Consider the following 255-nt stretch of genomic DNA (forward strand, 5'->3'; position numbering starts at 1 on the left):
GCCGCAGGTGTAAAGGTAGAGATACCATAGCCGAGCGGTACTAATAGCCCGAAGCTTTCCGCGCCGGAAAGTTCCTTTGTCCTCTTTTTTTGTTCGCTTTTTTTCCCGATAACTGTCAATTTAATAGCTATGAATTATAAGCTATAGTGACTCATCATTTATCACTTATAATTCATCACTAAAAAGATATTCAGGTGCCTATATCGGCGGTGTCTACCTCTTCCCATTCCGAACAGAGCAGTCAAGCCCGCCAGA

At 43.1% G+C, this 255-nt stretch carries 1 rRNA gene; it reads left to right on the top strand.

The window, feature by feature from the left end:
- Positions 1-190: 190 nt before the first annotated feature.
- Positions 191-255: ribosomal RNA gene (gene rrf, locus C5749_RS20005) — 5S ribosomal RNA — on the top strand; the annotation flags it as partial.

This window comes from Sphingobacterium gobiense, from assembly GCF_002980575.1.
GTDB lineage: Bacteria > Bacteroidota > Bacteroidia > Sphingobacteriales > Sphingobacteriaceae > Sphingobacterium > Sphingobacterium gobiense.